Raw genomic sequence first — 25,019 nt, 5'->3', positions numbered from 1 at the left:
TGTTATATACAAACCCTATCAATAAATGCATATTTTTTATTGCAATAATTGAACGAGAGGTATAATATATATTTTATGATATCGGGATATACCCATTGTACAATAAAATGAACCACAAGTTCAAATGGAGGAATAAAAAATATGAGTACTGCTCAACTAAATGAAAAAAAGGCTCCTTATGGTATTCTTGCCATTCTTATGGTCGGTGCTTTTATTTCAATTCTAAATTCAACGTTGTTGAATATTGCTTTGCCATCGATACAAAAAGATCTAGGTGTTGAAACATCGACTGTACAGTGGCTGGCTACGGGTTATATGCTTGTCAACGGTATTATGATTCCGACGACTGCTTTTTTAATTCGTAAGTATTCTGTTCGGAACTTGTTCTTAACAGCTATGCTATTGTTTACAATCGGTACGCTTACTGCCGGTGCAGCAACTGCTTTCCCAGTGTTACTAGGAGGTCGAATGATTCAGGCAGCTGGTTCTGCTATCATGATGCCGTTATTAATGAACGTGCTGTTAACTTCTTTCCCAGTTGAAAAACGTGGATCGGCAATGGGACTGTTTGGTTTAGTTATGATGTTTGCTCCAGCGATCGGACCAACGCTTTCAGGCTGGATTGTTGAACATTATGATTGGAGAATGCTGTTCCACTTCATTACTCCACTTGCCATTATTATTCTTGCTTTCGGTTTCGTTAAGCTGAAGGACAAAAAAGAAAAAGTAAATATTAAAATTGATGTTCTTTCTGTTATTTTATCAAGTCTTGGATTTGGCGGCTTGTTGTATGGATTTAGCTCAGCCGGTTCAAAAGGTTGGGATAGTCCTTTGGTTTACGGAACATTAATCGTCGGTCTCATTTCATTAGTGCTGTTCATTACTCGTCAGTTGAGAATGGATTCACCGATGCTTGAATTCCGTATTTTCCGTCATCCAATGTTTGCTTTATCAGCAAGTATCTCGATTGTCTTAAATATGGCATTATTCTCAGGAATGATTTTATTGCCGATGTATATTCAAACAATTCGTGGGATTTCTCCATTCGATTCAGGACTGCTTATGCTTCCTGGTGCCATTCTAATGGCGATCATGTCCCCGGTGACCGGTAAATTGTTTGATAAATTTGGCGGACGTGTGCTTGTGGTAACTGGGTTATCTATCACAGTTGCATCGACTTACTTCTTTAGTCAGTTAACAATGGAATTGTCATACGGCACGTTAGTTACCATGTTTACGATCCGTTCTTTTGGATTGGCAATGGCAATGATGCCTGTTATGACAAATGGATTGAACTCACTGCCAGCACGAATGAATCCTCACGGAACAGCGATGAACAATACGCTTAACCAGATTTCAGGTGCGATTGGTACAGCATTGCTCGTGACGGTTATGTCTAACCGTGCTGCTACACATGGCGAAGAGCTTGCGAAAGCTGCTATGAGTAAAGCAACTGGTCAACCGAGTGCGGAAGCAATTGCGCAATTGCAGAGCATGGCAATGCTCGAGGGAATTAATGATGCGTTCCTTGTTGCGACCTTTATTGCTGCGTTAGCGTTGATTCTTTCATTCTTTATGAAGCGTGCACGACCTGCTGAAGATAATTATGAGAAAAAAGATAATCAATCTGCATAAATTATAGTGAAGAAAGCCTCTATGCTGAATCCAGTGTAGAGGTTTTTTTCTGCGTTTGAATAGCTTCTATTGACAAAACCTGTGTACATTTGTCATTAATAGAGAGTGCATGACAAAAAATGCGCATGATAAACGTAGGAACGTGTTTTTTTTACAGGGGGTATGAGAATGAAAGATAGAGATCAAGATACTATGTCAAAGAAGGCCTTGATACGAAAAAGTATGATCGAACGTCAAGGAGAAGCAAAGGTTGTCCGTAAAATTATTTTAATTATAGTGATGGCGTTTATCCTAGTAGCCGGCATTATTGGAATCGGCGGGTATTTATATGTAAAAAGTGCCCTAGAGCCATTGGATCCAGATAACAAAAAAACCAAGGAAGTTGAGATCCCAATTGGTTCTGGTGTGAGCAGTATCAGTACGATCTTAGAAGAAGAAGGCATTATTAAGAATGGCAGGATATTTAAATATTATATTAAATTAAAAAATGAGGCAGGATTCCAAGCAGGTACATATAAACTTTCCCCTTCGATGGAGCTCGATGAAGTACTGAGTTCGATTAAATCTGGGAAAGTAATGAAAGAGGCGGCCCTGAAGATCACGATTCCTGAAGGGAAGCAGCTGAGTCAAATTGCGACCATTATTGCTGATAAAACGAATCAGAAGTCAGAAGATGTTCTAGAAAAGCTGGATGATGAAAAGTTCGTCAAACGTTTACAAAAAAAACACCCTAAACTTTTAACAGATGATATTTTCAATGAAAAAATTATTCATCCGCTTGAGGGGTATCTTTTCCCAGCGACGTATTCCTTTTATGAAACGACTACACCGCTGGAAACAATCGTGAGTGATATGCTTTCACAAACGGAAAAAGTACTGGCTGGTTATCAATCTGAGATGAAGGAAAAGAAATATTCGCCGCATATTCTGCTGACGTTTGCTTCCTTAATTGAAGAGGAAGCCACAGTCAATGTTGACCGAAACAAAATCTCATCGGTGTTTCATAATCGATTAAAGGCAAATATGCCGCTGCAAACTGATCCAACGGTCCTTTATGCGAAGGGCAAGCATCAGAAGAAGGTTTATTATAAGGATCTAGAAGTCGAATCCCCTTATAATACTTACAAGAACAAAGGCTTAACGCCTGGACCGATTGCTAATGCTGGCGATACGTCAATTGAAGCCGCATTGCATCCGGACAAGACTAAATATTATTACTTCCTTGCAACGTCATCAGGTAAGGTGCTTTTCTCCATATCGCTTGATGAACATAACAAGAAAAAGGCCCAATACATTACAAATGATAAATAGGAAACAATTAGTGGAGGATGAGAGATATCATTCTCCTTCTTTTTATGGTAAAATAGTCGAAGTGAAATTTCAGTGCGAAAGCTGTCGTGACATGCAGGAACTTTTTTACTAACTCGGCAGATGCCGGGTTTTTTGTATGATAAAGAGCCGAGTGGATCGAAGCCAGCATGGGAGGATACAAACGTGAATCAGAAGATAGATAGCTATCTCCGGTCATTACTGACGGAACGCACCGGTTTATTTGCAGAAATTGAGCAATATGCCGAAGAAAATCATATTCCAATTATGGAACCTGAGAGTATTGAAGTCTTATTACAAATTATTAGACTGAAACAACCGCAAAGTATTCTAGAAGTTGGTACAGCAATAGGCTACTCTGCACTAAGGATGATCGATGCAGTACCCTCTGTGAAAGTTGTCACGATTGAACGACATGTAAAACGAATCGCTGAAGCAAAAGCAAATATTGAAAAGTCCGGCAAACAGGAGCAAATTACGCTGATTGAAGGCGATGCACTGGAAGCGGGTGAAGCAGCTGGAGCAAATGGACCATATGACATCCTATTTGTAGATGCCGCAAAAGGACAATATAAACGGTTTTTTGAACTATTTGTACCGTTTTTACGACATGATGGTATAATCATTACCGATAATGTTTTATATAAAGGCCTTGTGGCTGAACCTTTGGCAGAAATTGAGCCTAAGAGAAGACGTGCATTGGTTAGAAAAATTCATAATTATAATGTTTGGCTGCACAGCCATCCAGATTTTGATACTGTCATTTTACCTATTGGAGACGGTGTAGCGATTAGCAAATATAAAAGCCTTTAATATAGAAGGTAAGGTACTACGCCTTCTCGAACGAGGAGCCAGCGTATAAGCGTAAAATGTTTGGGAACCATAGCGATGAGACTTCGATTTCTCGGGACTGGTTCTCCGTTATGATAATAAGACAGGCGAATGTCCTGTATGAATCAAAACAACGATTGAGAGGAGAACTACTATGGCTGAAAGACCCGTTGTAATCGGTGTGGCTGGAGGTTCTGGTTCTGGGAAAACCAGTGTATCTAGAGCAGTTTATGAACACTTTAAAGGTCACTCGATTTTAATGATTGAGCAGGACTTTTATTATAAAGACCAGAGCACATTACCCTTTGAGGAACGACTGAAAACGAATTACGATCATCCGCTTGCGTTTGATACAGATTTGTTGATTGAGCACCTTAATAAGTTGTTAAACTATGAGGCAATAAATAAGCCTGTATATGATTATGCAGAGCATACTCGTTCAAGTGAAATAGTCAGAGTGGAACCGAAGGATGTTATTATTCTTGAGGGAATTCTGGTGCTTGAAGATGAACGTCTTCGTGACTTGATGGATATTAAGCTGTTTGTCGATACCGATGCTGATTTGCGGATTATCCGTAGAATGACACGCGATATCAAAGATCGTGGACGTTCGATGGACTCAGTGATTGAACAGTACATTAATGTGGTTCGCCCTATGCATAATCAATTTATAGAGCCAACGAAACGTTATGCAAATATTATCATTCCTGAAGGCGGCCAAAATCATGTAGCCGTTGATTTAATGGTAACTAAAATACAAACAATCCTTGAACAAAAGTCATTTTTGTAATAACATGGCATAGATAAAGAATATGCAGTATTTTCCTTGCCTTGTGTTTTTTGTTTAACAATACAAACAAATGCCTTATACAACACACGTCATTTTTTATACTTTTTGTACAAATAAGTAATAAGCGCGTTCTTTTCAAAAGAACGCGCGCTTATGTATATTCATCTGTTTGTACGGGGCAGGGCAATTAACACGCTGCATTACATAAAACTTTATGATATTCGTTATGATAAAGAACTTGAAGGAGTGAAGGGTTTTGGCAATCGAAAAAGTATTTCCAATGACTAAAGAAGGTAAAGAAAAATTAGAAAAAGAATTAGAAGTATTAAAAACGGTTAAACGTAAAGAAGTCGTTGAACGTATTAAAATTGCTCGTAGTTTTGGGGATCTATCAGAGAACTCTGAGTACGATTCAGCAAAAGAAGAACAAGCCTTTGTTGAAGGACGCATAACAACTCTTGAAAATATGATTCGCAATGCGAAAATTATTGAAGAAGATACAACAACAGACAGTGTTACACTTGGGAAATCCGTAACATTTGTTGAACTGCCAGATGGCGACGAAGAAACGTATAACATTGTCGGCAGTGCCGAAGCAGATCCGTTCGAAGGTAAAATCTCCAATGATTCACCAATTGCGAAAAGCCTAATCGGCAAAAAAGTGGGCGACACTGTTTCAGTCAGCACACCAGGCGGCGACATGACCGTAAAAATCGTATCCATTAAGTAATAAAAAAATATCGTGTTTCAAAAGGTTCGGAATGATTTCATTCCGAACCTTTTTTGTATTTTATGGACCAAATAGTCCTACTGTTTTCGTAAGCATTCCTTATTACCTCAAAGTTTTGAAAGACAGTTGATGGGAGTGTTGGCGTGAAGACTCCTGCGGGAACAGCGGGACAGGTGAGACCCCGCAGGAGCGTAAGCATTGATGCGGCGGCTCACCGCCCGCCCCGCGGAAAGCGAAGCGCCTGGAATGGAAATCAACATCTCCATTTTAAAGATATCACTGTCTACAGTCTGAAATGCCGTCCCTGCGACGGCGTTTTTTTATTTGCTTATATGTATCTCAGGTGTAAGCTGTTTTGTTCAAATGGTCTGTCCAATGATGGTTATATTTTTCTATATCGTTATAAATTCTCGACTCTCGTCAACAATGGTAGTGAGGTGTTGGTATGAGAAAAAAGCGGATTTCTTGGCTTGGTATAGGGATAATGGTGATTCTAGGAGTACTTGTGGTTAGATTGGTGCAGATTCAGCTGATTGATACAGAATCATTTTCGAGTCATGAGATTAATTTAATTGAGGCAAGTGTGAAGCAGCGCTCACAAGTGTTGACTCTAGATGATGGCCGGGGCAAATTTTATGACCGAAATGGAGCGGCGCTGGCTCATGAGGAAGTACCGACACTGATTTTGTTTCCTTTTTTAAAAAGTATGAGCTGGCCTTCAGGTAAAGTAGCCTCGATTGTTGGGGTATCTGAACAGAAGCTGTTGAGTGAGATTGAATCAGCTAAAGAGCCGTTTCCGCTTAAGGGAACTGACGGATTTCCGCTCATGCTGACAGCGGAGCAGACAAAGTCAGTCAATGCGTTGAAAATTCCTGGTGTATTTGCTGTCCGAGAGAAATTTTACACAAAGGATACTCCAGCGGCACAGTTGATTGGTTCAACGATTAAGTATTCTTCGCTTAAGGAGAAGCGTTATCCGGACCGGGAAATCTCGAATGATACCCGGGTGGGCTATAACGGCTTGCAAAATACGTTTGATGAATTTCTTCTTTCTGATGGTGAATCACAGCTTGTCTTTCATGTGGATGCTAAAAGCGGCCCTCTCTTTGGTGTTGACGTTAAATATGTGGAACCTGCCAATCCATTGTATCCGGTTAAGGTAATGACCACCATCGATAAATCTATTCAAGAAGAAGCAGAAAGAATCGTGGATGCTCATGGTATAAAAAAAGGCGGGATTGTTTTACTCAATATCGAAACGAGTGAGGTCTTAGCGATGGTTTCCCGGCCAGCGTTTTCAAAATTAGAACCATCGGGGGAAGGCTCGATTAATTATATGCTCCGCCAGCAAACGCCGGGATCTGTTTTTAAAACCGTAACGGCTGCAGCTGCTATTGATTATGGTCTCGAAGCAAAACAGCGGACTTTTGATTGTAATCAGGGGATAGATCATAATAGACCGGCACAGCGTAAGCTCGGTCAGCTAACGTTTAAAGATAGTTTTGCACAAAGTTGTAATAAGACAATAGCTGAAGTGGGACAAGAAATGGCAAAGACTCATCCAGATTATTTGGAACAGTATGCTGAAAAATTAGGAGTAATTGGACTGTCAGGCTGGAACGGAGAGGTCTATCATTCACCAGTGACACAATTATTTAATGAAGAAGCGGGACAAATATGGAATCAGAAGAATGCTGATCAGCAAAAAAAAGATATGAAAATGGTGGCAAAATCGGCTATTGGTCAACAAGATGTACAGGTAAGTCCCTTGGCGATTGCTAATATGATGGCGACAATTGCTCGCGGCGGGGAAAAGAGAATGGTGAAAGCAGTAAGCAAAGTGGAATTTAGTAATGGTGCGAGCGTATTTCAATTTCCGGATAAAACAATCGGCGGAGAAAGCTTGGCGCCCTATACAGCTATGAAAATGCAGGAATTACTGCGGACTGTTGTCAGCAGTGAACAGGGTACTGGACATAGTCTGGCTTCTTTGCCTTATGAAGTGGCTGGGAAGACCGGAACAGCCCAGACTAATTTAGCAACCAAAAAATTAAATAAATGGTTTGCGGGTTATTTTCCCTATAAAAATCCTCGCTATGCTTTGGTGACAGTTAGTCTTGATACAAACGAACATACGGAGAATGTGGTGCCGTTGTTTGCTGATCTTGTCCAAGCCATCTATAGCAAAAATCATCCAGATGGAAATATGACACAATAGCTAATACTTCTAACGAACCCCTGAACATGTTAAAATGAGAACTCAACCAATCAATGTCAGGGGGATTCATTTAATGAGTAAGAAGTTTAGCGGCATGCAGCCGGATTCCCGGCTGGATGCGCGAGAAAAAAAGCGTAAGATTAATAAATTCTATAATATAGCGATTACGCTTGTCGTTGTCCTGATCGTGGTTGTTGGTTTGTCAATTTTCTTAAGCAATAATTCCGATAGTGATACGGCTACTACAGAAAAGACAACGAAAGAAACCAATACAGCGTCTACCGACAATAAAGAAAAAGAGAAAGCTGAAAAAGCTGCTGAAGAAGAAAAAGCAGCAGAAGAGGAAGCTTTGAAAGAAGAATCAACTGAAGAAGAAGCAGATGAAAGCACTACTGAGGACGACAGTGAAGCTAAAGTAACAGAAATTGAAGAAACTGACGACGAAAATGTTGAAAAGGCTTATAAGAGTGATGATTGGGAGCCGGTTGGTACTGAACAATCTGGTGAGCACGTGACAAGCTTTGATAAGGGTTCTGCTGATTGGAAGGAAATGACGACAGCACTTTCGAGCAGTACAGGAATTGCTGAAGGCGATATGACGATTTGGCGATTAGGAAACGGCGGGGCTCCAAATAAGGCTACCGGTACTGTTTCAGCCAAAAATGATGATAAAACCTATCGTGTACAGCTTGAATGGGTTGATGGTTCAGGTTGGCGTGCAGCTAAAGTTGAAGAACTTAAACAGAACGATCAAAGATAAGAGAAAGAAACCCGGCTTCAGGGATAAAGTGTACCCTTTGTAAAGGGCATTTTGAAAAAGCCTAGGCAACTTGTTGAAGCTGCTGTCTGTATTTTACAGGCGGCAGCTTTTTTAAATTCCACTGGCCTCGATAATGATTGTAGTACGTCATATAACTTTTAATTTCTCGTTTCACTACTTCTAATGTCTCACATTCCTTTAGATTGGCTTCATCTTTAAAATGCCCAAAGAAGGATTCTTGGGGCGCATTATCCCAACAGTTGCCACGGCGTGACATCGACTGGCCTAGGCCCATTTTCTTTACTAAGGTTTGATAAATAGGGCTCGTATAATGGAAACCCTGATCCGAATGGATAAACGCATCTTTCGCTAAATGCTTATGCTTTTTCAATTTCTTTACTGTATGGAGGGCGATATCCAGCGATAAGGAATCGGACACCTCATACGCTAAAATTTCGTTCGTTTCTGCGTCTTTAATCGTTGATAAATAAGCACGTTTTCCGCCTCTATACGTCAAATACGTGATATCTGTTAATAACACTTTTCCTGCCACACCTTGCTTGAAGTTACGGTTTAGTTCATTTTGGCATGTCCGATGTTCTTTCGTTGCTTTTGCCATGCGTCGATAGGGATTGGCCTTACGAATTGGACAGATAATATCGAATTTCTTCATAATACGGCGAATTCGTTTTAAGTTATATGTGACACTATATTGATTTTGAAGCGTCATTTTGATTTGGCGTGCTCCCTTTTTGCGTCCTCGGAAATAATACGCCTTTAAAATGATTTCTTTCACCACTTCATCTGCCACATCTTGATCTGCACGGTTTTGTGCAGAGCGTTCATCAAAATAATTGTAATAACCTGAGCGAGAAACCCCCATCAGTTCACAGAAGTAGCTCACCATGCGCTTCAATCCGTATTTATTGATGGCGCCATAAATCAGTTCAAATTTTATTTTCGCTTCCATTGTGATTTCTTCTTCCTCATCTGCCTTTCGAGTAGATCCAGCTTTTTTAGTAGTTCGTTCTCTGCCTCAAGTAATCGCATTTTCGCTTCTAATCGTGCGTATTTTTCTTCCAGGCTTAGTTCCCGTTCAAGTGGGTGTCCTGAATTCGTTTTACGTGTATCCTGTAAACCGTCTATACCAGCTTTTCGATACGCTGCTCGCCAACGTTTTGCGGAAGAACTCACACGCTCCAAACCGATTAATTCGACATCTAATCCCGCTTCTTCAAAAATGATTCTTGGTAGCTTTCCTTTCTCATTTTCTGCAATAAAATGGCGCTTAAATTCATCTGTATAGGTAATGGCCTTTTCACTAACTGCCTGTACGTAGGGATTACATTTTAATTGCGCTTGTTGTTTTTCAGTTAAGTAGATTTTTGTCATTCGGTTCCGCTCCCGTATCTTTTTTCTCATTATAAATAAAAATACCCTACAAGATAGACTTTTTTCAAAGTGTCTATCTTATAGGGTACATTTTAGGATGAAGTCGGGTTTTTTTGTTAGTTAACGTGCTTTAAAGTGTACAACGGCACTGTAAAATCTTCGGCCATGTTCATCTACATGCATTTGATGAGAAACAGCATGTACACCAAGAAGAATGGCTTCGTTTGCTTCAATTTGGATTTGGATTTGATTTTCAAGTTTTTTTAATGAGTCTGCTTCAAAAAACTCGACTTTGTCTTTTATTAAATTTAATTGAAAGTTCATGTTGGTACCTCCATATTTTTTTCTCATTTAGTTTACCAGACAATTGATAGAAAAACCGGAAAAACCGTGTAGGAAATACTTGAAGGAATAAATGGTGTATGGTAAATTTAGAACAGTTAAAAAATTAATTCATAGTATGTTCATAGGTTTTGTTTAGTATAAAATATACTTAAAAAGGTGAGTAAAATGGGAAGAGAATTTATCGAATTATTCAAAGAGTGGTCAAAATCGTATGATGACACAGTTGAAGGAAACGATATAGAATATCAAGAAGTCTTTAAACATTATGACCGGATACTTGAAAGTGTAGCGAGTCGTGCACACGGCCATGTTCTCGAGTTTGGTGTGGGTACTGGGAATTTAACTCAGCGGCTGCTTGACGCAGGGCTATCGGTAACGGGTGTAGAACCGTCAGAGCCGATGCGAGCGAAGGCGCTGGAAAAATTACCGGAGGGAACGAATCTTGTTGATGGTGATTTTCTCGATTTTCCTGTCCCTGAACAAGTAGATTCCATCGTTAGTACGTGGGCATTTCATCATCTAACCGACGAAGAAAAAGCACTGGCTTTTGCTCGTTATGGCGCTTTGTTGAAATCTGGTGGTAAAATAGTATTTGCAGATACGATGTATCAATCAACAGATGCATTTGAGCAAGCCGTGAAAGACGCCGAACAACATGGTTTTCATAATTTAGCGAATGATTTACGGACTGAGTATTATACAACTATCCCGTATTTCCAAGCTATTCTCGAAAAAAATAACTTTACTGTTACTTTTGATCGCTGTAATCAGTTTGTCTGGATTATGGAGGCCGAAAAAAATTAGGAAGAGGTATACAAATGAAAGTAGCAATCATCGGAGCAATGGAAGAAGAAGTAGTGATTTTACGCGATAAATTGGTGAATCTTCAGCAAGTAACAATCGCTGGATGTGAATTTAATTCAGGACAATTAAATGGTGTTGACGTGATTTTATTAAAATCAGGGATTGGCAAAGTAAACGCGGCCATGTCAACCGCTATTCTCGCTGAGAAATTCAAACCGGATGCGATTATTAACACAGGTTCAGCAGGCGGATACAACCCATCTCTAAATGTAGGAGATGTAGTTATCTCTACGGAAGTCCGTCACCATGATGTGGATGTGACTATTTTCGGTTATGAATATGGGCAGGTGCCGCAATTACCGGCTGCTTTTGTTTCTGATTCGAAATTGTTCAGCATTGCTGAAGAAGCGGCAAAGGAAATTACTGACGTCCAAGTAGGTAAAGGACTGATTGTAACAGGTGATTCATTTATGAACGACCCAGTACGTGTCGACTTTGTTCGTGGGAAATTCACTGATTTATATGCTGTTGAGATGGAAGCAGCAGCCATTGCACAGGTCGCATACCAATTTTCTATTCCTTGTGTGATTATTCGTTCTTTGTCAGACATTGCTGGTAAAGAATCAAATATTTCATTTGATGAATTTTTAGAAACGGCTGGTCGTAATTCGGCACAGCTGATCATAAAAATGCTCGAACGCATTAACTAAGGATAAGGAAATGACAACATGCAAGAGACTATTCTCTTGCATCGTTTGTTTTATAGCTCATTGAAGGGAAGAAAAAGCATGAAAGTTTATCGTAATGTCCATGAAATGATTGGTGAAACGCCAGTCATAGAGATAACTCAGTTTTCACTTCCTGAGGGTGTACGGATTTTTGCTAAGCTTGAGTACTACAATCCCGGCGGCAGTGTAAAGGATCGGCTTGGAAGAGAGTTGTTGCATGCCGCAATTGAAAACGGACACATAGCAAAAGGTGGTACGATTATTGAACCAACCGCTGGGAATACAGGGATTGGGCTGGCGCTAGCTGCTATAAATTCTGGGATCACCGTTATGTTTTGTGTGCCGGAGAAATTCTCTTCTGAAAAGCAAGAATTAATGAAAGCGCTGGGAGCAAAGGTTATTCATACCCCAACAGAAGAGGGGATGAAGGGAGCCATTGCTAAGGCACAAGAATTATTGCAGGAAATTCCCGGTTCGTATTGTCCGCAGCAATTTGCTAATCCCGCTAATCCAGCCGCTTATTACAAAACGCTTGGCCCGGAAATCTGGGAACAACTCGATGGGGAAGTGGATGTATTTATTGCTGGAGCGGGAACCGGCGGAACATTCATGGGGACCTCACGCTTTCTGAAAGAACGAAACGCTCAAATTAAAACCGTGATTGTAGAGCCAGTTGGATCCATCTTAAATGGCGGTGAATCGGGTCCACATAAGACTGAAGGAATTGGGATGGAGTTTTTACCGGAGTATATGGATGAAAGTTATTTTAATGAAATATACACGGTTTCTGATGAAGATGCATTCAATCTAGTTGGAGAGCTTGCTAGGAAAGAAGGTTTGCTTGTCGGCAGTTCATCGGGTTCCGCTTTTTCTGCAGCTTTACAAGAAGCTGAAAAAGCGAAAGCTGGAACGAATATCGTGGTTATCTTTCCAGATTCGAGCGAACGATATATGAGTAAAAAGATTTACCAAGGGGGAATTTAAAATGAAAAAGAAAACACAACTGATTCATGGCGGTATTTTTGGTGATGAAAAAACCGGTGCGGTTTCTGTCCCGATTTTTCAAGTAAGCACGTATAAACAATATGGTCCAGGTAATCACACAGGGTATGAATACTCACGTACAGGCAACCCAACACGTCATGCCTTAGAAGAAATGATTAAGGAGCTTGAATCTGGTGAAAGAGGCTTTGCTTTCGCATCAGGGATGGCTGCAATGACCGCAGTATTGATGCTCTTCAAATCAGGTGATCATGTCTTAATGACAGATGACGTATACGGTGGTTCGTTCCGTTTGATTACCAAAGTGATGAATCGTTTTGATATTCAAGTAACGTTTGTGGATACAAGTAATCTAGCGAATATTGAAAAAGAAATTAAAGACAATACAAAAGCGTTATTCATCGAAACACCGACGAATCCGCTGCTGAAAATTACCGATATCGAAGGTGCGGCGAAAATTGCGAAGGCAAACGGTCTTTTAACAGTGGTCGATAATACATTCAGTACACCATACTGGCAGAATCCAATCACGCTTGGTGCAGATATCGTTGTTCATAGTGCTACGAAGTATATCGGGGGCCACAGTGACGTTGTAGCAGGTCTTGTTGTGGTTAATGACGAAAAACTGGGTGAAGATCTTCACTTTGTTCAAAACTCAACAGGGGGCGTCCTTGGACCTCAGGATTCATGGCTGTTAATGCGCGGTATTAAAACACTTGGGCTACGTATGGAAGAAACAGAAAAAAACACACATGCAATTGTTCATTTCCTTCAGGAAAATGATAATGTGACAAATGTCTTCTATCCAGGCATCGAGAGCCATGCCAATCATGAACTTGCGAAAAAACAAGCACGCGGTTTTGGAGGAATGGTTTCCTTTGATGTGGGAAGTGCTGAAAAAGCAGCCGACGTCTTAAGTAAAGTACAGTACTTCACCCTTGCAGAAAGTCTTGGAGCAGTAGAAAGCTTAATCTCTATTCCAGCGTTGATGACACATGCGTCGATTCCAGCAGAACGCCGCGCTGAACTGGGAATCACAGATGGCTTGATTCGTATCTCAGTTGGCATTGAAGATAGTGAAGATTTAATTGAAGATCTGAAGAACGCTTTAAAGTAAGCGCCAGGTTCTTATAACGGTAATTCCCATTCGTTTACAGAAGATAGGTCCTTTGATCTATGTTAGAATGAGATTACTAGCTTATGAGAGAGGTGTTGGCAGCATGAGAAAAGGTCAAACAAAGGTATCACCGATGCAAGCCAAAATAAACGATTACAAACGATTTGCGTTTACATCAATCTGCATCAGCGTATTCTTCTATCTGGGTATGGTCTTGCCGACTGAAGGCAAAACCGACTTTATCACTTACGGATACCTATTCGCTACGATCGCCTTTTTGTGCACATCGGGCCTATTCTTCGGCATCGCCATTAAATATAAAAAAACATTAGCTGAACAAGAAGACGACTCAATTCAGCAATAAAAAAACCAGCATGGGCCAATGCCTGTGCTGGTTTTTTTGTTATACCCTGCAAGGGAAGAAAGATGGTGAGTTACGGGAGAATAAAGCGAAGTGCGTCACTAAAAAGCTAATCAAAAAGAAAGAAAAAGAGAAAGATACACATTTTCATAAGCCTCAGAATTCGTAAAAGCTGGTACGGGCAGTGGACTGATCATGATTGATTACCTCCATATACGAAGGGCCGAATGATGAAGAGAAAGGGCCGAATAAATACGAAGATGGGCCGAATAATTGTGAATGAGGGCTGAATACATCGAAGAAAGGGCCGAATCTGGCCGAATATGTGTGAAATAGTAAAACTCAGCCTGGTTCCAGCCAGGCCAACACCATCAGAAAACAGCAGGTTTTGCCCAGAATGCGTCACTAAACGGAAAAAAGCTAATCAAAAGAGAAGAAAAAGAGAAAGATACCCTATTTTCATAAGCCCCGGAGATCGAAGAAGCAGCTTCGGGCAGTGGATTACTTCATATACGAAGGGCCGAATGATGAAGAGAAAGGGCCGAATAAATACTAGGATGGGCCGAATAATTGTGAAGAAGGGCCGAATACATCGAAGAAAGGGCCGAATCTGGCCGAATATGTGTGAAATAGTAAGGATCAGACTGGTTCCAGCCGGGCAACACCATCAAAAAAACAGCGGGTTTTGCCCAGAATACGTCACTAAACGGAAAAAAGCTGATCAAAAGAGAAGAAAAAGAGAAAGATACCCTATTTTCATAAGCCCCGGAGATCGAAGAAGCTTTGCAAGCAGCGAATTGGTCGGGATCGATTACCTCCATATACGAAGGGCCGAATCTGTCCGAATATGTGTGAAATAGTAAGGCTCATCCTGGTTCCAGCCAGGCCAACACCATCAGAAAACAACAGGTCTTGCCCAGAATGCGTCACTAAACGGAAAAAAGCTAATCAAAAAGAAAGAAAAAGAGAAAGATACCCTATTTGGACAACTGCCAGTAAAATAACGAAAAATAAAAAATGGGTGCGATTTGGGGTTTACAAAAGTGTTGTTAATGGATATACTTACCAAGTAAGGAAAAATTACTGCTAAGGAGGTCGAGGAAAATGATTTTGTCTACTATGTTAATTCCAGTTGCCAGCTCAACTCTATATCTTTTCGACCTGTACGGTGCAGAATTTATTTGAGGCGTAATGTCTATTAATTCATGATGCAATTAATCCGGCCGCAGGAAGAATTAAGTTCCTGCGGCCTTTCTATGTCTGCCGCAGAAGCTTGAATAATTCTGCGGCCTTTTTGTGTCCTTTTTTAGGGCATCAGTGAAGGGAGGTGATACCATGACTCTGAATATATTATTTTTAACGATTACCGTCAAAAAGAATAAAAAAACAAAGGAAGCTTATTTACATGAAGAACGAGTGCGTGAGCTATATCAAGCACATCATGATCGATTTATCATGCAGCGTAATTATTAATTAAGTATTTATATCTTAAAAAGGAGGAGAAAATTATGGGATTTATCAAGGTATTAAAGACAAAACGCTTTACATTGGGAGCGGTGAATGTGGTGACTGCTCCTCGCTGAGGGAGGTGAATATCCATGACTTTTAACATGTTATTTTTTACAATTACGTTTAAGAAAAGAAAGAAAACACTTGCAGAGTATGTAAACGAAGAACGAGTAAATCGCTTACGTGAGAAACATATTGATGCGGTTTATATGCATCGGAAATTCTAATTCGGGTTATGAGAAAGGTGGAGTTAAAATGAGGATGGCAGGATGGATTTTTCTAATAGAAGCAAGAGGTTGTATCTGGGTTAAGAAGGATACCGGCTAACGACGAGTTACTTTCTTCACAAAAATGCCGTTTTTTGGATGCAAATTGTTCAAATCTACAGCAGTTGAAAACTGTTCCTACATGATACCTTAATAGTAAGAAACTAATAAGGGGAGTGTCGGATATGTTTTCAATCGTAATGGGTCTGGTTATAGCAACGGTAATTGGTATTGTCATTTCTTCTGAAGTGGCGGTTGACGCGGAGTAAGTAATAAGAAAAAGCTCATGCCAAAAGGTATGAGCTTTTTTGTGTTTAAAAGGCTGCCCAAATGTTCTGTACTATAATGATTTTTTCATCGTACAGACACGAACCAGCCTAAGTCAGCATAGGTATGAGGGTAAGGTAAGGGCACTCCAAAAAAGCGGGAGGTAGAAGCTATGTCTGGAATACTTGCAGCCGCTGGTTACTTAATTAAGGAGTTCTACTTATTAGTATCCTATGTTAAGAATAATGCCTTTCCCCAGCCGTTATCAGCACAGGATGAAAAGAAATACTTAAAGCTGATGAGTGAAGGGGATGAGCATGCACGAAATCTCCTGATCGAACATAATTTGCGTCTAGTTGCGCACATTGTTAAGAAGTTTGATAATACCGGGGAGGATACGGAGGACCTTATATCTATCGGAACCATAGGGTTGATAAAGGCAATTGAAAGCTATAGTGACGGCAAGGGTACAAAGCTTGCTACCTATGCAGCACGATGTATTGAAAATGAGATTCTGATGCATCTAAGAGCCACTAAGAAGACCAAAAAAGATGTTTCCCTGCATGATCCAATCGGTCAAGATAAGGAAGGGAATGAAATCAGTCTGATTGATGTGCTTAAATCGGAGTCGGAGGATGTAATCGATACCATTCAACTAAATATGGAGATTGAAAAGGTTAAAAAGTTCATCGGTATTTTAGATGAACGGGAAAAAGAGGTTATTGTCGGCAGGTTCGGACTTGATCTTAAAAAAGAAAAGACGCAGCGTGAAATTGCTAAGGAATTAGGGATTTCACGGAGCTACGTATCACGGATTGAGAAGAGGGCCCTGATGAAGATGTTCCATGAGTTTTACCGGGCCGAAAAAGAGAAAAAACGGGAGTCTTGAGAGACATGCAAAAAGCATGAGGAGCAGCAGCCTCATGCTTTTTGCACAGTTATATGTACAAACTCAAGCCTTACGTTTTTGAATTGTAATGCACCAAGAACGGAGAAAATAAACTTACTAGGATAAGTAAAACGAGTACTGAAAAACTAATTGTTGCATCAAATGCCATTTCATTGAATGAGTAATTCATCCACAAGAGTGGAAGAACTACAAGCATAATCGTTGCTATAATTCTAGATGTAAATGTAATTGTATGTTTGGTCCCACAATTATTACAATGAATAGGACTGTACGCGAACCAAAGTGATTTATAGACTGTACTCCATTTAAATGGGGTTTGACATTGTATACATTTCTGCATAGATTGAACCTCCTAACTTAAATCAATCCCTTGGCGGGGCATGGCATGGGGATCACCTTCAGATGACCTAATGGTTTCCTTGAATTTTTCAGCTGACGAGATTCCTAGGTACTCGGCCATCTCCGGGATTGTTAATAAGTCTTTATCTGCGTATTTTTACTTTCATCACTAGTTGTTTGCTTTGGGCGTCTTTGCCTTCTGGTCAGATTTAAATATAGGTCATAACAGAATGCCTCATAAGGTCCCCACTGTGTAAGGGGATTTTTTAGTTTCTCATTTTGCTCTTCCATCTGATCTCTTCTTATATCAAAATTATACCATTTTAAAAAGGAGACCGAGAAATCTCGGCCTCCCTTTTTCATTGTCCACGCATCATATTGATTACAGCGTGATAGATAAAAATCACTTGGTAGGTCATTAAATAGACAGCCGTGAGCGAGAAAGTACCAATCATTATAAACCGCATCCACATTGTTATCTGCTCCTTTGATTGTTAGATTTTTTAATCCAATCAAATGATGTGGATAACGTAATTCGCCTGGTGAAAGACAGGGGAGCGGTTTATCGTGAGTCTGGTTTGCTTGGACAAGGATAGGGTGAAAAATAATAAAAGTCCGGGTAATAACTGAGGGTGTATATTCCATGACGGTACGGTGGGTGTATGGATACTAGGAATGATGTATTCCGATGTCAGTGGTTCGTTATCTTCGACCCCTATGGGTTTCATGAAATTTTTTTCATGCAGGGATAATTGGCTCGCTGAAAACAGAATAAAAACAGCCAGTATCACTTTGGCCAACGCATTCAATTCCATCCCTCCCGGCAGTAAAGAGTATTCATAGAATAGCATCAAAAAGAAGTGACCAACAGATAAATAAATAGACAAAAAATTTGATGATTATGGGGAATTAGTATTAGTTTTTGAAATATTCACGCTAAAAAGATATAATAGAAGAAAGTAGAAATAAGGGGGTACATAGATGTCGTATTCATTGACGTGGGATTTAGATGTTTTTTTTGAGGGAGGTAGTTCCTCACAGGAGTTTGAAAAGTTTTGGAATCAAGTGGAAAAGGACATCTCAGGGTTTGATGGGCTGATTGACAGCTGGCAGGTGAAGTCTGAGGAGAAAGATGCTCAGCTATTAATAAGTGCTGTGGAGCTTCTTTCTACTCTTCGAAATGCTCTTTCACAGGCAAGCGGGTTTGTGAGTTGCTTAGGTGCTCAGGATATGACAGATACAAAGGCTAGGGAGTGGGAAGCTGCTCTAACGACTGGGTATGCGGCACTTGAGAATGTCTTGACAAAAATGGATGAAAAATTGGTTCAGCTGGATGAGTCGTTTTTTCAAAATCTCTTAAACACTGAACCGTTGAACGAGCTATCATACATATTGACTGAACGCCGTGATCAGGCGAAGAATAAGTTGTCTGTGGAAGAAGAGTCGTTGATTAATCAACTTGCAATAGATGGATATCATGGCTGGAGCCAGTTGTACGATACGATTGTTGCAACGATAAAAATTCCGTTTAATGGGGAAGAGCTTTCAGTGGGCCAGGCGTCTAATAAATTCTCAGATGCTGATCCCAAAGTTCGGAAACAAATTTTCGCAGCTTGGGAAAAAGCATGGGGTGAAAAGAGTGAGTTATTTGCCAAAGCTCTCAATCACTTGGCAGGGTTCCGCTTGAGTGTTTATGAAAAACATGACCGCACAGATGTACTTGCTGAACCGCTTGAAATCAATCGTATGCAGAAAAAAACGCTTGATAGTATGTGGGGTGTCATTGCAGATAATAAGGAGCCGCTGGTTAAATTCCTAAACCGTAAAGCTGAATTACTAGGAGTAGAGCGTTTAAGCTGGGCCGATTTGGATGCACCAATTGCAACAACAGGGGAATCCAGCACAATGAGTTATCAAGAAGGTGCTGAGTTCATTACTAAGCAATTTAGCAAATTCGGCAGTGAGCTTGCTGCATTTACGCAAAAGGCTTTTGAAGACAGCTGGATTGAAGCAGAAGATCGTCCGAATAAGAGACCAGGCGGTTTTTGTACGGGCTTCCCAATCAGCGGGCAGTCACGAATTTTCATGACGTATTCGGGAACACCATCAAATGTTTCTACACTTGCACATGAATTGGGTCACGCGTTCCATTCTCATACACTGAAAGAAACGCATCCATTAAACAGTGGTTATGCAATGAATGTTGCTGAAACAGCTTCGACATTTGCCGAAATGATTGTTGCAGATGCATCGGTAAAGGAAGCGGAAACTGAAAGCGAGAAGTTAGCACTGCTTGAAGATAAAATTCAACGGACAGTGGCTTTACTAATGAATATTCATGCACGCTTTTTATTCGAAACCCGTTTTTATGAAGAAAGAAAAACAGGGGTAGTCAGTGTTGCCCGCCTAAATGAAATAATGACGGATGCTCAAAAAGAGGCATATGGAGAAGCACTTAGTGAATATCATCCAGGCTTCTGGTCATCGAAACTTCATTTCTATATTTCTGATGTGCCGTTCTATAACTTCCCATATACATTTGGCTATTTATTCTCATTGGGCATATATGAAAAGGCTCTGCAAGAAGGGAAAGGTTTTGAAGAAAAATATATGGCCCTGCTGCGGGATACTGGTTCGATGAATGTCGAAGATCTTGCTGCTAAGCACCTTGACGTGGATCTTACAGGGCGTACGTTCTGGGAGAATGCCGTGTCAACGTGTCTGAAGGATATTGAGGAATTTTTAGAGATCACGAATCCGTTAGTTAAGGAAGCATAAAAACATGAAAAGGGCCGCTGGTTTTGATACCAGCGGCTCTTTTGCTTGTTTATACTTTTTTAAAGGTAAAGGGACTGACCATTAAGAGTGACAAGAGAATGATCAGGCAAAGAAAGAAGATGGGGTGGGCATGCGGGATAAACAGAAAACTGAACGTGGCTAAACATCCTGCTACTGTAATGGGCATTCCGGTGAAATACCCATTGTTCTCAGAGATATTAAATCTAGCTAAACGGAAGGCACCGCAGCTGATGTAAAACACCGCAAAAAAGGTACCTGGAGCACCAAATTGTACTAAGAGACCTTGATATAATAGAAGGGCAGGAGCGACACCAAAGGATATGATATCACTCATAGAATCGAGCTGTTTTCCGAGTTCTGATTCACAGTTAAATTTCCTGGCTGCTATTCCATCGAAACGATCAGCAAGCGCTGCAAGAAAAATCAGTAATAAACCTAGGTTTAATTGATTATTTATAATGGCTATAATTGCATATCCGCCAAGGGATAAATTGACTAAGGTAAGTATATTTGCAAGTTGGGCTTTCAGTTTTTTAACCGTTTGATCAAGTGCGTGATTAAACAATTGTACCCTCCTTTCTTGAAACAAGTTATACTTTGAGTAAACCTATATTATATAATAATATTTTACGTATTAAAGATTATGCAAGTGGTATTTGAATAATTTTACAGATGGGGTGTTGATGTTTGTACCAATCTCTATATAGATTTTTTATTGAGTTGACGAATGGACGAATGACTTCAGGAGCATTAAAAAGGTTTGCTGATTCTAAATTAAGTAAACCGTTGATCCCTTCATTCGTAAAAGTTTTTAAGATAAATAAAGAGGAAAGCAAAGAAGAAATCGCTTCTTTTAATACGCTGCATGATTTATTTACTCGTACGTTAAAAGAGGGTGCGAGACAAATCACAGAGGATGCTTCTGCAGTGGTCAGCCCCGTTGACGGTGTATTCGAAGACATGGGAGAGATTAACGCTGATAAACAAATTGTTGTGAAGGATAAAATTTATTCGATTGAGGAAATGCTAGGGAATAGTAAGGCATTGTCTAAGTATCTTGGCGGTACATATATGGTGCTTTATTTAAGTCCGAGCCACTACCACCGCATTCATTCCCCGGTGACTGGCACGGTTAATAATCGATGGGTACTTGGGCAAAAATCTTATCCCGTTAATCGTTTGGGCATGAAGTACGGACAAGCGCCGCTTTCGAAAAATTACCGAAACATTACGGAAATACAGCATCAATATGGACATCTTGCCGTCGTGAAAGTCGGTGCGATGTTTATCAATTCGATCGTTATTACGGAGGAAGCGAAGGAACTGGAAAAGGGTCAGGAGATGGCCTATTTCAGCTTTGGTTCAACGGTCGTGCTTTTATTTGAAAAAGGAACATTTGAACCGCTTCAGGACTTACAACTTCCTGCTGAAGTACGGCTTGGACAAACGCTGGGGCATATAAGGTAAAGGCAAAAAAAATCGGCCTGATTATATCAGGCCAGGTTTAAGGGTTAAAAACCCACATTGATTTTATGTGTTAAAGACCTTCTCCGAATTTCGATCTCAATTAAGCTGATAAAGTCAATGCTTAGCTTTAGTTTCTGGGCCTTGACATAGGATTCAATCAACAAATCGTCAGATAGTTTATTCATTTTGACTGCCGCTAGCGGCGATTCACCTCCATATATTTATGGAATATTCTTGTATGTGTCGCATATATTGGTACGTTCCCTTTGTTGTATCTTTACTGTATCAGAATTAATCCTGGAGAACAATCGTTCCGGTTATCCACATCCACCCGTGGATAACTTGTGGTTAAGTTGTTTATAAATGGTAATTTTCTATATCAATCAGGGTGGATAATGTGTATAAAGTTATCCACAACAACAGAAATGCAGATTTTTGTCGAAACTTTTTCCCTATTAAGAACTATTTATGGTATCATTAAATTTTGCTGAAAATGATATTCTGGTGGGTCTAATTACCGTATCAAGGTATGAAACTACATAATGAGAATACGACAATTTTCCGGACTTTCTTTGAATAATGATGAAAAATTGGATATGATGGAAGACGATAAATACTCGGAAATATTGAGAGGTGAGTCCATGTTTAAACAATTTATGCCAAGTGAACATGCAAAGAGCATTTTTGATATAAAGCCTGAGGAATTAAAGGCTAAAGGGATTAAAGGGATTATAACGGATCTTGATAATACGCTTGTTGAGTGGGACAGGCCGTTAGCGACTCCGGAACTGATTATTTGGTTCGAAGAAATGCGTGCGCAGGGAATTTTAGTGACAATCGTTTCTAATAATAAGGAAATAAGAGTTAAGTCCTTCGCTGACCCTCTTCAGATCCCGTTTATTTTCGAAGCTCGAAAACCTTTTCGCCGTGCTTTTCACCGTGCTGCAGCTGCAATGGGAATTAATCGTGAGGAAACAGTGGTTATTGGTGACCAGCTGTTGACAGATATACTCGGTGGAAATCGAGGGGGGTATCATACGATTTTGGTAGTCCCTGTGGCTAAAACGGACGGATTTTGGACGAAAATGAATCGTAGAATTGAACGAAGGATTTTACGTTATTTAAAGCGTAAAGGAATGATAGAATGGGAGGACAACAATTGAGCAACCAAGAAGAAATTTTATGTATTGGCTGTGGTGTACATGTGCAGACCGAAGATCCGAAAGGTTTAGGTTATGCTCCGGCATCGGCATTAGAAAAAGAGTCAATTATTTGTCAGCGTTGCTTTAGACTGAAACATTATAATGAAGTCCAAGACGTATCGTTAACCGATGATGACTTTTTAAAGATTCTTAACAAAGTGGGCGAAACGGATTCATTGATTGTTAAAATCGTTGATATTTTTGATTTCAATGGCAGCTGGCTGCCTGGATTAAACCGTTTTGCAGGAAATAATGATGTATTGTTGATTGGTAATAAAGTCGATTTACTGCCTAAATCAATTAAACATAATCGATTAATTCATTGGATGAAGCAATCAGCGAGAGAATTGGGATTAAACCCGATTGATGTGCTGCTGGTTAGTGCTGAAAAAGGCAATGGCGTTTCTGAGGCCGCTGAAGCAATTGAGAACTACCGTAAAAACAAAGATGTATATGTGGTAGGCTGTACGAATGTTGGTAAGTCAACATTCATCAACCGCTTAATAAAAGAAGTGAGTGGAGAAGCTGATATTATTACTACTTCTCACTTCCCTGGAACAACACTTGATATCATTGAGATTCCGCTTGATGATGGGACTGCCCTGATCGACACACCAGGTATCATTAATCATCACCAAATGGCTCACTTTGTTGATAAGCGTGATCTAAAGCTGATTACGCCGAAAAAAGAGATTAAACCGAAAGTTTATCAACTAAATGAAGAACAAACCCTTTTCTTCGGTGGACTGGCTCGTCTTGATTATCTAGCAGGTGGAAGACGCTCATTAACTTGTTATATCTCGAATGAATTAGGGATTCACCGGACAAAGCTTGAAAAAGCAGATGAGCTTTATAAAAATCATGCTGGTGAGATGTTATATCCGCCGCGCCGTGACCAAATGGACGAGTTTCCTACGATGGTTCGCCATGAATTTTCAATTAAAGAAGGTAAGATGGATATCGTGTTCTCCGGCCTAGGCTGGGTAACTGTTAATGAACCAGGCGCTAAGGTTGCTGCTTATGTGCCGAAGGGTGTAAATGTCATTCTTCGTAAATCATTAATTTAAGGAGATGGTAAGGGAAATGGAACATATTTACGGTGTTATTGGTGATCCCATTGCGCACTCCATGTCCCCTGCAATCCATAATGATGCCTTTCAGGTTGAGAACATTGCTGCCCGATATCATCATTTTCATGTACTGTCAGAAAACTTGCCGGATGCTATTAAAGGATTGAAGGCGGTTGGAGTTTCCGGGTTTAATGTCACGGTTCCTCATAAAACGGCCATCATTCCGCTTCTTGATGAAGTGGACGATCTTGCAAGAGCAATTGGGGCTGTTAATACGGTTATTTATAAGAATGGGCGATATATAGGGTATAATACAGATGGTGAAGGCTTTTATCGCTCGCTCGTTGAGAGAATAGGGATCGAGTTAACGTCGAAAAAAACCTTGATTATTGGTGCAGGGGGAGCGGCAAGAGCCATTTATTTTACGTTGGTGAAAGAAGGGGTATCGAATGTGGATATCGCTAATCGGACGCTTGCTCGTGCTGAATTGCTGATTGCTGACTGTCCTTATCCCAAACAATCATCTGCTCTAACAATGTCAGAAGCGGAGCAGTCCCTGGGTGAATATGATTTAATCATTCAGACGACTTCATCTGGAATGAGCCCTGATACGAATGCGATGCCGCTGGACAGCAAACGTTTGAGGCATGATGCCTTTGTTAGTGATGTTATTTACAACCCGCTCGAAACCCAATTATTGATACAAGCGAAAGCGAATGGCGCTGAAATACAGAACGGCGTTGATATGTTAGTTAATCAAGCTGCGCTTGCTTTTCAGTTGTGGACGGGAATATTCCCGGATACACAAAGAATGAAAGAAATTGTTTTGAACAAATTAGGAGGCTCCACATGTTAACTGGTAAACAAAAACGGTTTTTACGAGCAAATGCTCATGATTTAAATGCAATTTTCCAAGTAGGAAAAGGCGGCGTTAATGACAACTTAATCAAACAAATTCGTGAAGCGCTGGAAGCTCGCGAATTATTGAAAGTCAGCATTTTGAACAACTGCGAAGATGATAAAAAAGAGGTTGCTATAGCACTCGCTAAGGGAGCTAAGGCTGAATTGGTTCAGTTAATCGGTCTAACGGTCGTTTTATATAAAGAATCAAAAGAAAATAAACAAATTAAATTACCATAAGGAGTTGC

27 protein-coding genes are annotated in these 25,019 nt (G+C 40.2%); 21 read left to right on the top strand and 6 right to left on the bottom strand.

From position 1 onward, the window contains the following. Nucleotides 1-141: 141 nt before the first annotated feature. The 7 genes from MHI18_RS06285 (at nucleotide 142) to MHI18_RS06255 (ending at nucleotide 8,293) form a co-directional block, all read left to right on the top strand. On the top strand, nucleotides 142-1,635 hold the full coding sequence (locus tag MHI18_RS06285) for a DHA2 family efflux MFS transporter permease subunit (RefSeq protein ID WP_340846532.1): 1,494 nt from the start codon (nucleotides 142-144) through the stop codon (nucleotides 1,633-1,635). Between the two features lie 168 nt (nucleotides 1,636-1,803). Continuing rightward, nucleotides 1,804-2,946, top strand: a complete 1,143-nt coding sequence (gene mltG, locus MHI18_RS06280) for an endolytic transglycosylase MltG (RefSeq protein WP_340846531.1) — start codon at nucleotides 1,804-1,806, stop codon at nucleotides 2,944-2,946. 120 nt (nucleotides 2,947-3,066) lie between these two features. Continuing rightward, entirely contained in the window at nucleotides 3,067-3,777 is a 711-nt protein-coding gene (locus tag MHI18_RS06275) for an O-methyltransferase (RefSeq protein WP_340846530.1), read from the top strand. Nucleotides 3,778-3,949: 172 nt separating this feature from the next. Further along, complete coding sequence (udk, locus tag MHI18_RS06270) at nucleotides 3,950-4,585, top strand: uridine kinase (protein WP_340846529.1); 636 nt, start codon at nucleotides 3,950-3,952, stop codon at nucleotides 4,583-4,585. A gap of 256 nt (nucleotides 4,586-4,841) precedes the next feature. Next, complete coding sequence (gene greA, locus MHI18_RS06265; RefSeq protein ID WP_340846528.1) at nucleotides 4,842-5,315, top strand: transcription elongation factor GreA; 474 nt, start codon at nucleotides 4,842-4,844, stop codon at nucleotides 5,313-5,315. 445 nt (nucleotides 5,316-5,760) lie between these two features. Then, a complete protein-coding gene (locus tag MHI18_RS06260; RefSeq protein ID WP_340846527.1) occupies nucleotides 5,761-7,533 on the top strand; it encodes a peptidoglycan D,D-transpeptidase FtsI family protein in 1,773 nt (590 codons plus the stop codon). Nucleotides 7,534-7,606: 73 nt separating this feature from the next. Then, nucleotides 7,607-8,293, top strand: coding sequence for a YrrS family protein (locus MHI18_RS06255; protein WP_340846526.1), 687 nt, complete (start codon nucleotides 7,607-7,609; stop codon nucleotides 8,291-8,293). A gap of 61 nt (nucleotides 8,294-8,354) precedes the next feature. On the opposite strand, the gene MHI18_RS06250 is transcribed toward MHI18_RS06255, so the two are convergent. Both MHI18_RS06250 and MHI18_RS06245 read right to left on the bottom strand, forming a co-directional pair. Further along, nucleotides 8,355-9,685, bottom strand: a protein-coding gene (locus MHI18_RS06250) for an IS3 family transposase (protein WP_340846525.1) whose coding sequence is annotated in 2 segments (ribosomal slippage) — nucleotides 8,355-9,301 and nucleotides 9,301-9,685 — 1,332 coding nt in all. Because the reading frame shifts where the segments join, the coding sequence is not laid out codon by codon here. Between the two features lie 120 nt (nucleotides 9,686-9,805). Next, nucleotides 9,806-10,009: a DUF2536 family protein gene (locus tag MHI18_RS06245; protein ID WP_340846524.1), complete on the bottom strand. Its 204-nt coding sequence runs from the start codon at nucleotides 10,007-10,009 to the stop codon at nucleotides 9,806-9,808. A gap of 186 nt (nucleotides 10,010-10,195) precedes the next feature. Here MHI18_RS06245 and MHI18_RS06240 point away from each other — a divergent pair, with 186 nt between their 5' ends. From MHI18_RS06240 to sigK, 8 genes are all read left to right on the top strand, one after another. Further along, nucleotides 10,196-10,834 carry a class I SAM-dependent methyltransferase gene (locus MHI18_RS06240; protein ID WP_340846523.1) on the top strand — a complete coding sequence of 213 codons (639 nt, stop codon included), beginning with the start codon at nucleotides 10,196-10,198 and terminating at the stop codon, nucleotides 10,832-10,834. A 14-nt stretch (nucleotides 10,835-10,848) separates the two neighbouring features. Then, nucleotides 10,849-11,544, top strand: a complete 696-nt coding sequence (gene mtnN, locus MHI18_RS06235; RefSeq protein ID WP_340846522.1) for a 5'-methylthioadenosine/S-adenosylhomocysteine nucleosidase — start codon at nucleotides 10,849-10,851, stop codon at nucleotides 11,542-11,544. Between the two features lie 78 nt (nucleotides 11,545-11,622). After that, a complete protein-coding gene (locus MHI18_RS06230; RefSeq protein ID WP_340846521.1) occupies nucleotides 11,623-12,546 on the top strand; it encodes a PLP-dependent cysteine synthase family protein in 924 nt (307 codons plus the stop codon). Between the two features lies 1 nt (nucleotide 12,547). After that, nucleotides 12,548-13,681 (top strand): bifunctional cystathionine gamma-lyase/homocysteine desulfhydrase, encoded by a 1,134-nt coding sequence (locus MHI18_RS06225; RefSeq protein ID WP_340846520.1) that lies wholly within the window; start codon nucleotides 12,548-12,550, stop codon nucleotides 13,679-13,681. Between the two features lie 103 nt (nucleotides 13,682-13,784). Beyond that, nucleotides 13,785-14,045, top strand: a complete 261-nt coding sequence (locus MHI18_RS06220) for a YrhC family protein (protein WP_340846519.1) — start codon at nucleotides 13,785-13,787, stop codon at nucleotides 14,043-14,045. Between the two features lie 1,332 nt (nucleotides 14,046-15,377). Further along, entirely contained in the window at nucleotides 15,378-15,515 is a 138-nt protein-coding gene (locus MHI18_RS06215) for a YrzI family small protein (protein WP_340846518.1), read from the top strand. Between the two features lie 125 nt (nucleotides 15,516-15,640). After that, a complete protein-coding gene (locus MHI18_RS06210; protein WP_340846517.1) occupies nucleotides 15,641-15,778 on the top strand; it encodes a YrzI family small protein in 138 nt (45 codons plus the stop codon). A 478-nt stretch (nucleotides 15,779-16,256) separates the two neighbouring features. Then, nucleotides 16,257-16,973, top strand: coding sequence for an RNA polymerase sporulation sigma factor SigK (gene sigK, locus MHI18_RS06205; RefSeq protein ID WP_340846516.1), 717 nt, complete (start codon nucleotides 16,257-16,259; stop codon nucleotides 16,971-16,973). A gap of 70 nt (nucleotides 16,974-17,043) precedes the next feature. Here the strand turns inward: sigK and MHI18_RS06200 are convergent, their stop codons facing one another. Together MHI18_RS06200 and MHI18_RS06195 are read right to left on the bottom strand one after the other, a co-directional pair. Then, the gene (locus MHI18_RS06200) at nucleotides 17,044-17,334 is read right to left on the bottom strand and encodes a TIGR04104 family putative zinc finger protein (RefSeq protein WP_340846515.1); all 291 of its coding nucleotides are present in this window, start codon (nucleotides 17,332-17,334) and stop codon (nucleotides 17,044-17,046) included. Between the two features lie 131 nt (nucleotides 17,335-17,465). Then, nucleotides 17,466-17,849, bottom strand: a complete 384-nt coding sequence (locus MHI18_RS06195; RefSeq protein WP_340847661.1) for a hypothetical protein — start codon at nucleotides 17,847-17,849, stop codon at nucleotides 17,466-17,468. A 465-nt stretch (nucleotides 17,850-18,314) separates the two neighbouring features. Between MHI18_RS06195 and MHI18_RS06190 the strand changes: the two genes are divergently transcribed. After that, a complete protein-coding gene (locus MHI18_RS06190) occupies nucleotides 18,315-20,111 on the top strand; it encodes a M3 family oligoendopeptidase (protein ID WP_340846514.1) in 1,797 nt (598 codons plus the stop codon). Between the two features lie 49 nt (nucleotides 20,112-20,160). On the opposite strand, the gene pssA is transcribed toward MHI18_RS06190, so the two are convergent. Next, a complete protein-coding gene (gene pssA / locus MHI18_RS06185; RefSeq protein ID WP_340846513.1) occupies nucleotides 20,161-20,697 on the bottom strand; it encodes a CDP-diacylglycerol--serine O-phosphatidyltransferase in 537 nt (178 codons plus the stop codon). Between the two features lie 122 nt (nucleotides 20,698-20,819). Here pssA and MHI18_RS06180 point away from each other — a divergent pair, with 122 nt between their 5' ends. After that, entirely contained in the window at nucleotides 20,820-21,599 is a 780-nt protein-coding gene (locus tag MHI18_RS06180; RefSeq protein ID WP_340846512.1) for a phosphatidylserine decarboxylase, read from the top strand. Between the two features lie 44 nt (nucleotides 21,600-21,643). Here the strand turns inward: MHI18_RS06180 and MHI18_RS06175 are convergent, their stop codons facing one another. After that, complete coding sequence (locus tag MHI18_RS06175) at nucleotides 21,644-21,784, bottom strand: sporulation histidine kinase inhibitor Sda (protein ID WP_340846511.1); 141 nt, start codon at nucleotides 21,782-21,784, stop codon at nucleotides 21,644-21,646. Between the two features lie 456 nt (nucleotides 21,785-22,240). Here MHI18_RS06175 and MHI18_RS06170 point away from each other — a divergent pair, with 456 nt between their 5' ends. The 4 genes from MHI18_RS06170 to yhbY are packed head-to-tail and all read left to right on the top strand — an operon-like array spanning nucleotide 22,241 to nucleotide 25,011. Then, nucleotides 22,241-22,762 carry a YqeG family HAD IIIA-type phosphatase gene (locus tag MHI18_RS06170; protein ID WP_340847594.1) on the top strand — a complete coding sequence of 174 codons (522 nt, stop codon included), beginning with the start codon at nucleotides 22,241-22,243 and terminating at the stop codon, nucleotides 22,760-22,762. Continuing rightward, nucleotides 22,759-23,868, top strand: coding sequence for a ribosome biogenesis GTPase YqeH (gene yqeH, locus MHI18_RS06165; protein WP_445669954.1), 1,110 nt, complete (start codon nucleotides 22,759-22,761; stop codon nucleotides 23,866-23,868). Before MHI18_RS06170 ends, yqeH begins: the two co-directional genes overlap by 4 nt. A gap of 16 nt (nucleotides 23,869-23,884) precedes the next feature. Then, nucleotides 23,885-24,727 carry a shikimate dehydrogenase gene (gene aroE / locus MHI18_RS06160; protein ID WP_340846509.1) on the top strand — a complete coding sequence of 281 codons (843 nt, stop codon included), beginning with the start codon at nucleotides 23,885-23,887 and terminating at the stop codon, nucleotides 24,725-24,727. Beyond that, a complete protein-coding gene (yhbY, locus tag MHI18_RS06155) occupies nucleotides 24,721-25,011 on the top strand; it encodes a ribosome assembly RNA-binding protein YhbY (RefSeq protein ID WP_340846508.1) in 291 nt (96 codons plus the stop codon). The genes aroE and yhbY overlap by 7 nt, the downstream gene beginning before the upstream one ends. Nucleotides 25,012-25,019 lie beyond the last annotated feature (8 nt).

It is taken from the genome of Peribacillus sp. FSL H8-0477 (genome assembly GCF_038002765.1).
Lineage (GTDB): Bacteria > Bacillota > Bacilli > Bacillales > DSM-1321 > Peribacillus.
This window is presented reverse-complemented; position numbering and strand designations above follow the sequence as displayed.